Genomic DNA, 11,210 nt, shown 5'->3' with positions numbered 1-11,210 from the left:
AATGGCAAACAAACAAGCGCTAAATATTGTAAAAATGAAAAAAATGAAAGCAGAAGGTGTGCCTCTGAGCATGCTGACCGCTTATGATTATCCGTCTGCAGTTCTTGCAGAAGAAGCAGGTATCGACCTTATTTTGGTTGGTGACTCTCTTGGGAATGTAGTCCTTGGATACGATACAACTTTACCGGTAACGATTGAAGATATGGTGTACCATACCCGCTCGGTAACTCGAGGAGCACAAAGCACCTTTATCGTGGCGGATATGCCATTTATGACTTATCACGGAAGTGTAGATGAAACTCTGCGGGGAGTGCGCAGATTAATGCAGGAAGGGCGGGCTCATGCCGTCAAAATGGAAGGTGGACTCGAGATTTGTGAGACTGTAGCTACGGTGGTAGCTGCGGGAGTCCCTGTACTGGGACATATCGGGCTTACTCCGCAATCCGTGAATATGATTGGTGGCTACCGGATTCAAGGCAAAGATGCCAAAGATGCGCAACGCCTGATGGATGAAGCTAAGGCGCTTGAGGCCGCAGGTGCTTTTGCAATCGTTCTGGAGCTGGTAACGGAAGAAGTAGCCCAAGCGATCTCTGAAGCGCTTAGCATCCCAACCATTGGGATCGGTGCAGGCCGTTACTGTGATGGACAGGTATTGGTTTTCCATGATTTGCTGCGGTATGCCTCACCTTACCGTGAGAAACGTTTTGTCAAAACCTATGCGGATGTGGGTAATGTAATCCGTGAGGGCATCAGCCAATATGTGAAGGAAGTGAAGGAACGTTCCTTCCCAGATGAAAGTCACGTTTTTAATGCAGATGAAACGGTTTTGGAATCTTTATATGGCGCTGCAAGAAAGGAAGGGAAATAAATGAGAGTCGTCAGAAGCATGGAGCAGCTGCGCGAAGCTTTGGAGTATATGAGACAAGGTGGGCACGCCCCGATTGGGTTCGTTCCTACGATGGGATACTTGCATGACGGACATGCCAGTCTGCTTCGCCGGGCTGGAGAAATGAGCAACACAGTGGTAATGAGCATTTTTGTGAATCCTTTGCAATTCGGGCCAAACGAGGATTATGATTCCTATCCGCGTGACGAGCGTCGTGATTTGGAGCTCGCTGAACGTGAGGGAGTAGATATTGTATTTATCCCCAGTGTGGAAGAAATGTATCCGCAGCCTACTCGGACTACGGTCTCGGTATCGGAGCTTACTACCCGGCTTTGTGGGGCTTCCCGCCCTGGGCATTTTGATGGTGTAACCACAGTAGTTAATAAATTCTTCAATGTCGTACAGCCGGATTATGCTTTCTTTGGGCTGAAGGATGCTCAACAAGTTGCTGTGCTTCGTCGAATGGTGTCCGATCTTAATATGAATGTCGAAATTATTCCTTGTCCGATCGTTCGTGAAGGGGATGGACTTGCACTCAGCTCACGTAACGTATTCTTGTCTCCAGAGGAGCGTAGTCAGGCATTGGTGTTATCTCGTTCCTTACGTGAAGCACGTCAGTCCATTGAAGAAGGAAAAGTAACAACCGTTGCTGAAGTGCGGGAATTGTTGACATCGGTTATTTCCAGCTCTCCTTTAGCGGTGATTGATTACGCGGAGATCTTAACATTCCCGGATCTTGAAGGATTAGAGGATGAAGCTCTTTTATCAGAAGTGGATGGGGAAATTATAATAGCGCTCGCCGTGAAGTTTGGCAGAACACGCTTGATTGATAATAATGTATTTATTCCAAAGGAGGTTGCTGCACTTGTTTAGACATATGATGAAATCCAAAATTCACCGCGCAACAGTAACGGAAGCGAATTTGAACTATGTGGGCAGTATTACCATTGATGAGAGCTTGATGGAAGCCGCGGACATTCTTGAGAATGAAAAAGTTCAAATTGTGGATAACAACAATGGTTCACGACTGGAAACCTATGTAATCCCTGGACCGCGTGGAAGCGGAGTGATCTGTCTTAATGGTGCCGCAGCTCGTCTTGTTCAGCCGGGCGATACAGTAATTATCATTTCGTATGCGATGTTGTTCTCAGAAGAACTGGAGTCACATAAGCCAACGGTGGTATTCGTGGATGAGAATAACAAACCAGTGAAGCTGGCTGATCATGAATTGCATGCTACAATCGCTTAATGTATGGACTTACGCCATGTAATGAATGGCAGGGATGAAAGACCCCGATCTCGCAGAAAATGAAGTCAGGCAAGCTGAACTGATTTCATCTTCAGTAAGGGGGATCGCCCATGTTTCAACATTTGTTTGCTGAAATGAACAAGGTGCTTCAGGAGATCGTAACAGATTACCCTACAGCGGAGGGTGCCCGCCGGAACGAGCTTTTATGCAATTATAATATGCTGCATAGACTGAGCGACAAAGTGATGGATGAATGGCTCGCTTTTGCTGAGAAGCTTAGTTCCTTTCGCGAAAGTGCGGATTTTACAGCAGTGGTCGAAGAGGAAGTGCCGGAACAGGAAGCACCAGAGCTATGTATGGATTCCTTTGTAAGAGGTCAGGGGTATTATAAGCTGCTGATGTATGGAAAGTGTATTGATCAGTTTAAAGAAGTTATTGCGCAATACCCGGATAGCTTGGCTGCTCGATTATATTTAGCCATCTCTTATCTGCAGGAAGGTGACGGTGAGGCCGCTTGGAGTCATCTGAACCATATGCTGGGCTTGATACGGGAAACCAAGCTGAAAGCCATGGTTTATAATGCTTTAGGCTGCATACGAGCCTCACAGGAACGTTTCAATGAAGCGCAGGAATTGTTTGATCTTGCTTTGCAGCATGACCCTGCGCTTCCGGAACCAAACGTTAACTTAGAGGTATGCCGCCGTCGTGGAGGGAAGCTGCATTTTGGAAATCAGCTGGTTTCCCTTTTGTAAAAGAATAACGGTTTTGGAAATTTCCATTCAAGCGATGCATCCCCTGAACCAGTGGTGTGCATCGCCTTTTTTCGCAACTTCTGTTATGCTGATTAAGAGTCTCAATTGAAAGGGAATAGAATTATAATGAAATTTGCCGTGCTTGATTTTGAAACAACAGGAACCCAATCCGTGGGTGAAATTATCCAGGTTGGCCTTGCAATTATAGAAGAAGACCGGTCCATCTCCCGGGTATATGGTTCCTATGTCAAGCCCGGAACGCCGATTCCTCCTTTTATAACAGGTCTGACGGGGATTACCGATGATGATGTTAAGGATGCGCCTGAGCTGGATGAGATGATGATGGAGCTTGTTCCGCTCTTGGATGATGTTGTGCTTGTAGGGCATAATGTCGCTTTCGACTTCCATTTTTTACAAAATGCTTTAGATCGTTGTGGTTATTTGCCATTTCAAGGGCGGATTTTGGATACGATTGATTTTCTGAAAATTTGCTTTCCTTCGCTCACATCTTATCAACTAGGCTCTGTCAGTGCTCATTTTGGAGTGACACATGATCGTCCGCATCAGGCAGATAGTGATGCACTTGCGACTGCTTTAGTGCTGCTGAAATGTCTGGAGGAGCTCTACGAGCTGCCGCTGCTTACGATCCAGAGACTCTGTGAGCTGTTTACCGAAGAGGATAGTGATCTGGGCTGGTACTTTGATGGTCTGCTGCGAGAGCGGGAAGCGGAAACGCTACAGCCCGAAGGTGATCTGACTTTCTATCGTCAATTAGCGCTTGCAGTAGGAGATTGGACGGAGTTAGCGCCACCTAGAGATGAGCATGCTGAGAATCCGCTAGCGAATTTATCTTTTACTGATTATATGGACGAAGTAACCAAACGACTTAAAGACACATTACCGCAGTATGAAAGCCGGGAAGCTCAGGATATTATGATCAATGAGGTGATGACGGCACTTGCCGAAGACAAACACCTACTGATCGAAGCGGGCACAGGAACCGGTAAATCGCTCGGTTATTTGTTGCCTGCCATTTATCAAAGCGTTCGCACCAATGAAAAAGTCATGGTCAGCACTCATACCATTAATCTGCAGGACCAATTGCGCGAGCGGGATATCCCTTTGTTAACGCAGGTAGTTCCTTTTCCGTTTAAAGCTGCTATTTTTAAGGGAAGAGGGCATTATTTGTGTCTGCGTAAGTTTGAGCATAAAATTAATAAAAAGGACTTTATAAGCCCAAGGGAAGATGCGCTTACTGCCGCTCAGATGATTGTATGGCTCACTCAAAGTGAATCAGGGGATGATGAAGAGCTGAATTTAAGCGGCCGGGGCGGTGACTTCTGGGAGACGGTGGCAAGCGATACCGATTCCTGTCTGGGCCGTTCTTGTCCTTGGTTCCGCAAATGTTATTATCATAGGGCCAAGCATGAAGCTGGGATTGCTGACGTGGTTATTACGAACCACTCCAAGCTATTCGCAGATGTTAAGGCTGGGCACCAGCTGCTTCCGGCTTACGAGCATCTTGTCATTGATGAAGCACATCATTTAGAAGATGTGGCTGGTAAACATCTTGGCATGCATATGAAGCATTTCACTGTGGCACACACATTATCGCGACTGTATAAAGATAGCCGAAACGGACAGCTTCCTGCTCTGCGTCAGATATTACAGTCGTCAGGCAGTGAAGAGGCTTCAGAATGGAGCGGAGTCATCGATCGGATCTACCCGGATCTGCTTACCGTCAAAGAAACCTGGGATGCACTCAGCGACAAGCTGTTCAGCCTTTTGCCGGAACGCAGTGATGCAGGGGCAGGGGAAGCGGGACAACTGGTTATGCGGTTGATTCCCGCCCGTAAGCCGAAGGATTGGGATGAATTGGTTGCACTAGAGAACACTATGAATCTGACGTTAAGCGACATCATCCGTAAGGGTGATAAAATGCTTAACGAGATGCGCGACCAGGAAAGCCAATCCTCAGCAGACAGTCTTGTTACTGATATTAGCGGTTTATTTAAGGATTTGGCTTCCATCCGTGAGCAAGTAAGATTCTTTATGGGGCTGAATGACGATAATGTAGTATATTGGCTGGAGGCAAATGGAAATTACCGCAGCAAATCACTGCAGATGTATGCCGTCCCTGTGGATGTTAGCAGCCAGCTTAAAGAGTTGTTCTTCGATAAGAAAAAAAGCATCGTGCTTACCTCGGCGACGCTGTCTGTAGATAAGTCTTTTCAATTTATGATTGATAATCTCGGACTTAACGAAGCTGCGGAAGAAGGACGTCTAATGACCTCACTTCTTCCTTCTCCCTTTAAGTATCGCGAGCAGGCACTGTTAGTTATACCGCGTGATTTTCCTAGTGTGAAGGGCAGTGTGGGCGATGCTCGATTTGTCGATACACTCGTACAGTCATTATCGGAAGCTGCTAAAACAACACGTGGGCGGATGCTGGTTCTGTTTACTTCTTATAAAATGCTGCGTCAGGTATATGATCCGCTTAAAGAGGCTTTGGCCTCACAAGAGATTACGGTGCTTGGTCAAGGCGTGGAAGGTGGCAGCCGGAGCAAGCTGATCCGCCGCTTTCAGGACAGTGCAGCATCCGTATTGCTGGGGACGAGCAGCTTCTGGGAAGGTGTAGATATTCCAGGTGAAGCACTGACTTGCCTGGCCATCGTGAGACTTCCGTTTCAACCACCGAATCACCCGTTGGCGGAAGCGAAGTCGGAGTTATTGCAGGCCCAGAAGAAGAATCCGTTCATGAAATTATCTGTTCCTCAAGCGGTTATTCGTTTTAAGCAGGGATTCGGAAGACTGGTTCGCACGGCGCAGGATCGCGGAATAGTTATTGTTTATGATACAAGGGTTATTGAATCTCATTACGGGAAGTATTTCCTTTATTCATTGCCTGGTCCCAAAATGGAGCATATGCTTACTGATCAAATGGTCCCTCGCATAGCGGAATGGCTAGAGGATGGCGGCGCTTCTTAAAACGCTCGTCTTCAGTTTAGCTCCTCCTTATCCTTAAGGGCGGTGTGTTACAGTACCGTCCTTAATAAGGAGAGGTAGACGTTTGAATATGGATTTTCACAAGAACATTACTATTTTTAGGAGGAAAAATATGAAATCGGATAAAATATCAGAAGCCGTTGTTCGCAGACTACCTGTGTACTTGCGTTTTTTGAATGATCTCCAGAATCGCGAAATATTAACAGTTTCCTCTCAGGAACTTGGACAAAAGCTTGATCTTAATCCCGCACAGATTCGTAAGGATTTAGCATATTTTGGTGACTTCGGCAGAAAAGGTATCGGCTATGATGTAACGTATCTTATTGAGAAAATCCGTCATATCCTGAAGCTGGATCAACAGCTTAATGTAGCTTTAGTTGGAGCAGGTAATCTCGGACATGCCTTGTCTAATTACAATGCATATCTCAAAGATACTATGAAAATTACGGCTATATTTGATTCGTACGCTCCTAAGGTTGGACGTAAGATCAACTCCCTTACTGTGCAACCGATGGATGAACTAGGCAGCACAATTCGTGAGCAAGGTATTCGCATTGCCATTATTACCGTACCTGATTCAGAAGCTCAAAATGTAGCAGATATCCTCATTTCTTCTGGGATTGAAGCAATTTTGAACTTTGCCCCTGTGATTCTGAAGACACCACCGAATATCCGGGTGCATGCAGCTGATTTTACAACTGATCTGCAAAGTCTTGCTTATTACTTGCGGGATGGAAAGGAAGAAAGTGAACATGAACAACAATAAAACGATAATTAAGGGCGGGTATTTTCTGACTCCGGGAACGGATGAGCCGGTTCTGAGTGGATATATGACTATTGAAGATGATTTAATCACTTACATAGGAAAAGAAGAGCCTCAGATGGAAGCTGGAGTGCAAGTGGTTGATGGCAGCCGTCTGCTGTTCATGCCTGGACTTGTAAACACACATGGTCATGCGGCGATGTCTTTGCTGCGTGGATATGGAGATGATTTAGCGCTACAAGTGTGGCTTCAGGAGAAGATGTGGCCAATGGAGGAAAAGTTCTCCGGTGATGATGTATACTGGGGAACCTCCTTATCTGTATTGGAAATGCTGAAGGGTGGAACTACGACCTTCCTCGATATGTATGATCATATGGACCGAGTAGCCGAGGTAGCTGAGTTATCAGGTATCCGTTCCGTATTGATGCGTGGTGTGATCGGGTTATGTCCAGAGGATGTACAGAATCACAAGCTTGCGGAAGCGATTTCTTTTGCCCGTAACTGGCATGGAAAGGCTGACGGTAGAATTACTACTATGATCTCGCCACACGCCCCTTATACTTGCCCTCCGGACTTCCTGGTTAAGTTTGTGCAGGCAGCGCATGATCTGGATTTACCGATGCATACGCATATGTCCGAAACGAAACGTGAAGTGGAACAAAATGTGGCGGATTACGGGTTGCGTCCTGTAGCTCACTTAGAGAAGCTTGGCATGTTTACACGTCCCTCGATAGTTGCACATGGTGTTCATTTAAATGATGAAGAGATTGAGATCTTGGCTCGCCATAATGTGGGTGTATCTCATAATCCGGGCAGTAATTTGAAGCTGGCTAGCGGAGTGGCTCGGGTTACTGATCTTCTAAAAGCTGGTGTGAAGGTGTCTCTTGGCACGGATGGCGCGGCAAGCAACAATAACTTGGATATGTTTGAAGAGATGCGGCTTGCAGCTCTCATTCATAAGGGTGTCAGCGGTGATCCAACGGCTGTTCCAGCTCCAGAGGCTCTGCGTATGGCTACAGAATATGGCGCGCAGTCCATCTTTTTAAATAATGTAGGCAGACTTGCTGTAGGGATGAAAGCAGATTTCATTGCTGTTGATATCGATCAGCCGCATTTGCTGCCACACACAGATCTGTTGTCTCATGCAGTTTACTCTGCTAGCGCTAAGGATGTTGAGCATGTGTGGGTGAATGGTAAACAGGTCATCAAGCATGGACAATGCTTAACCCTGGATGAGGAAGCTATCCGGCGTAAAGCGCAAGAAGCCTTCGAAGGTTTATTGAAGCGTTAAGTCTGGAGAATAACGAATAAATAATAGGCTGCGACTTTTTGCTTTTAGCAAAAGTTGCGGCCTTTTGTGTATTTTTAAGGCTGGGAAAGCTAGAAAATTATGAAATTTTGGATAAACGCGCGGGTGTGTTATATAATCAAAAAAGATATATTACTAGAAAGGGAGCTGTACCTTGAAGAAAAGGAAAAAATGGATCCTCCTGGGGTCAGTTCTGATTCTGCTCCTGGGGTTTGGACTTATCCAGTTCTATGCCTATATTATGAAAGATCAATGGAACGAGCGTGATATCGCTAAGGATGTTGCCAAAACCAGAGCGGGTCTAACACAGGTAACCAAAGCACAAAAATCGGTTTGGGATGAAAATGCAGTGTACTGGGTATTAACTGGGAAAAATGAAGCCGGGACTGCTCTTATGGTCTGGGTCCGCTTTACGGTAGATGGAAAATTTGCTGAAGGCGACGACGCAGTGTTTGCTGAGGAACTAAGTAAAGGAACCTCGGAAGCCCAAATACGCGGCATTATCAAAGCTGATCTTCCGGACATAACGATTGAACGCTTGCTGCCGGGAGTATATAACGGAGAGTATGCTTGGCAGCTTTTTTATAAACAGAGCGGTCGGTATTATTATCAATTTTATCGCTTTTCGGATGGGTCCCGAATGGGCGAAGGTTACAGTTTACCTAAAAGTTAAGCTGAACATAAGGAAATTAAGGGTGGCATAGTAAACAAGCGAACTTATTATAAGTTCGCTTGTTTACATTTATTTGATGTACAAAAGTGATATACTAAGTGATATACTGAATGGGTGGTTATCACCGAATATTCCCTTAAATTCACATACGAAAATAGGCCGATTGATTAAAAATCAAGGCCGATTTTGTCGAAAGTGAGGAATTTATTTGGTATTGATGGAAATATTTAAAAAATTAAATTTTAAATATATTCACATTTATTTTGAAATTAGTATATACACCTGTGATATACTACTACTTGTAATTAGAACAGCAATAAGAGACTTCAGTCTCTCTGATGAGCTCTCAAGTAGCTATAAATTATTATAATGAGCTTTATATTTTGTCATCTTTGAGAGGAGGACGTTTCTTGAAATTACGTCTTGTACCTGTGCTGATAACGTCTCTACTGTCGGCTACTCTATTGTTTGGTGGCTTCTTTTTGTATCGTCAGTTTGCAATGCAGGAACCACTTCAGAAGATTGTATCTCAATATGAGGGCGTCAATAATTCTCATATCAGTATTAACCGCAATGAGGTCACTTTGAAACTTGATCTCCAGCCAGGCACGAAATTACGTGAACTGGTTCAGTACGTCTCCCAAGAAGGAAAATCGATGATTGATGGACGTACACTAAAACTTGATGTAGAACAGAACTCCAGTGAACTGCTGGATGAATACTGGGATAAAGCGATGTTCTCTGTAGCCGAAGCCATGGAGAGCCGTAAATATACACTTATACCCACAGAACTTGATGGACTCAAAGCGCAATATCCGCAATATAAAAATGTGATAGCCTCAACAGAAATTGATGACAATAATGTCTATGTAAGCTTGAGTAATGGAAAAGAAAGCAAATTTATTATTTTGCCGCGTAAACCTGCGACATTGGGGGTATGGAATAATGCCTAAATACCTTAAAGAAATTCTAATCGGATTTATTCCTGTCTTGTTTATTTTTATGGCTTTTCTAGGCATTAATATATTCCCGATTGTAATTGCTGCTGGGATGCTCACGGCCTTACTTATCATTGCTCATTTAAGAGGCGGACTTGCGGTAAATGCAGGTGCCGGGAAGAAACGCAAGAAGGATGGACCTTCAAAGCTTACTTTTGAAGAAATTGGCGGGCAAGACAATGCAAAACAGGAGCTTCGTGAAGCGTTGGATTTTTTGATCCGGCATGAGGAAATCAGCAAATTCGGGATTCGGCCTTTGAAAGGGATTCTGCTTACAGGCCCTCCAGGAACAGGTAAGACCCTTATGGCTAGAGCAGCAGCACATTATACAAACTCTGTATTTGTGGCAGCATCAGGCAGTGAGTTTGTAGAAATGTACGTAGGTGTCGGTGCCGGCCGTATCCGCGATTTGTTTAAGGATGCCCGTACCCGCGCCCTTAAGGAAAACAAGCAAAGCGCTATTATTTTCATAGATGAAATTGACGTAATTGGCGGTAAGCGTGAGGGCGGACAGCAGCGAGAATATGATCAGACCTTGAATCAGCTGTTGACTGAGATGGACGGGATCTATAACAACGAAACACCACGCATTCTACTGGTAGCAGCCACTAACCGTAAAGAAATGCTTGATTCAGCATTGCTGCGTCCTGGCCGGTTTGACCGTCATATTCAAGTGGACATGCCTGATAAAAAAGGCCGCAGATCGATTCTCGAATTGCATGCCAAAAATAAGCCGCTTCATGCCAATGTGAACCTCGACAAAATTTCCGAAGAAGCCTATGGTTTTTCCGGTGCTCAGCTCGAAAGTGTTATGAATGAGGCAGCAATTTATATGATGCGTGAGGAATTGACAGAGGTTGAGCAGCGGCATCTGTCGATGGCGATTGACAAGGTTATGATGGGGGAAAAAACGGACAGAGAAACTAACCACGAAGAGAAAAAACGTGTGGCGATCCACGAATTGGGACATGCCATTATGGCAGAACTGCTTCGTCCGGGAAGTGTCAGTCAGGTTACACTGACTCCGCGGGGGCAAGCCCTTGGTTATGTACGTCACAATCCTCAGCAAGAGCAGTATCTGTACACCAAAGATTATCTCGAAGATCAGATTATGATCGCACTTGGTGGAGCGGCTGCAGAAGAAATGTATTATGGCGGACGAAGCACAGGTTCACGTGGCGATTTTGATCAGGCCCTGAATATTGTCGAAACCATGATGAAATCCGGATTGACTTCGTTGGGTATTGCCAAGCTGGAAATGGTTACCACTGAAGAGCTTATGAAGGAAAACAGTAAAATATTGGACGAGTTGATGGTACGTACTCACGACCACCTTGAAAAGCAACGAAATGTATTTGATTACTCCCTTGACATTTTAATGAAGGAAGAAGTGCTCTCTGGAGAGCAATTTCGATGTCAATTTCGTGACAGCGTGCGTTTACCAGCATAAATATTTATGCTGGTTATTTTTTTTTACTTTTCAGGCATGCTAAGATATCATTATATGTCGGGCTTTATAAATTTTTGCGACAGACAAGGTACAATACAAAAGTATAGATACCTGAAAGGATGGA

At 44.9% G+C, this 11,210-nt stretch carries 10 protein-coding genes; all 10 read left to right on the top strand.

Going from position 1 to position 11,210, the window contains the following annotated elements:
* Position 1: 1 nt before the first annotated feature.
* The 10 genes from panB (at position 2) to MHH89_RS12020 (ending at position 11,086) form a co-directional block, all read left to right on the top strand.
* Positions 2-868 carry a 3-methyl-2-oxobutanoate hydroxymethyltransferase gene (gene panB, locus MHH89_RS12065; protein WP_076127540.1) on the top strand — a complete coding sequence of 289 codons (867 nt, stop codon included), beginning with the start codon at positions 2-4 and terminating at the stop codon, positions 866-868.
* Positions 869-1,759, top strand: a complete 891-nt coding sequence (panC, locus tag MHH89_RS12060) for a pantoate--beta-alanine ligase (protein ID WP_076192191.1) — start codon at positions 869-871, stop codon at positions 1,757-1,759.
* Positions 1,752-2,135 (top strand): aspartate 1-decarboxylase, encoded by a 384-nt coding sequence (panD, locus tag MHH89_RS12055; protein ID WP_341087208.1) that lies wholly within the window; start codon positions 1,752-1,754, stop codon positions 2,133-2,135. The genes panC and panD overlap by 8 nt, the downstream gene beginning before the upstream one ends.
* Positions 2,136-2,245: 110 nt before the next feature.
* Positions 2,246-2,887 (top strand): tetratricopeptide repeat protein, encoded by a 642-nt coding sequence (locus MHH89_RS12050; protein WP_076127543.1) that lies wholly within the window; start codon positions 2,246-2,248, stop codon positions 2,885-2,887.
* 126 nt (positions 2,888-3,013) lie between these two features.
* Positions 3,014-5,875, top strand: a complete 2,862-nt coding sequence (gene dinG, locus MHH89_RS12045; protein WP_076127545.1) for an ATP-dependent DNA helicase DinG — start codon at positions 3,014-3,016, stop codon at positions 5,873-5,875.
* A gap of 130 nt (positions 5,876-6,005) precedes the next feature.
* A complete protein-coding gene (locus MHH89_RS12040) occupies positions 6,006-6,659 on the top strand; it encodes a redox-sensing transcriptional repressor Rex (protein ID WP_036676294.1) in 654 nt (217 codons plus the stop codon).
* Positions 6,646-7,947 carry an amidohydrolase gene (locus MHH89_RS12035; RefSeq protein WP_341087207.1) on the top strand — a complete coding sequence of 434 codons (1,302 nt, stop codon included), beginning with the start codon at positions 6,646-6,648 and terminating at the stop codon, positions 7,945-7,947. Before MHH89_RS12040 ends, MHH89_RS12035 begins: the two co-directional genes overlap by 14 nt.
* Before the next feature lie 172 nt (positions 7,948-8,119).
* Positions 8,120-8,638, top strand: coding sequence for a cell wall elongation regulator TseB-like domain-containing protein (locus MHH89_RS12030; protein ID WP_340033336.1), 519 nt, complete (start codon positions 8,120-8,122; stop codon positions 8,636-8,638).
* A 410-nt stretch (positions 8,639-9,048) separates the two neighbouring features.
* Positions 9,049-9,591 carry a hypothetical protein gene (locus MHH89_RS12025; protein ID WP_076127549.1) on the top strand — a complete coding sequence of 181 codons (543 nt, stop codon included), beginning with the start codon at positions 9,049-9,051 and terminating at the stop codon, positions 9,589-9,591.
* Positions 9,584-11,086 (top strand): AAA family ATPase, encoded by a 1,503-nt coding sequence (locus MHH89_RS12020; protein WP_076127550.1) that lies wholly within the window; start codon positions 9,584-9,586, stop codon positions 11,084-11,086. The genes MHH89_RS12025 and MHH89_RS12020 overlap by 8 nt, the downstream gene beginning before the upstream one ends.
* Positions 11,087-11,210 lie beyond the last annotated feature (124 nt).

It is taken from the genome of Paenibacillus sp. FSL H7-0323 (assembly GCF_038002725.1).
Classification (GTDB): domain Bacteria; phylum Bacillota; class Bacilli; order Paenibacillales; family Paenibacillaceae; genus Paenibacillus_AQ; species Paenibacillus_AQ odorifer.
Note: the sequence above shows the minus strand (reverse complement) of the source record. Positions and strands in the feature narration are given on the sequence as shown.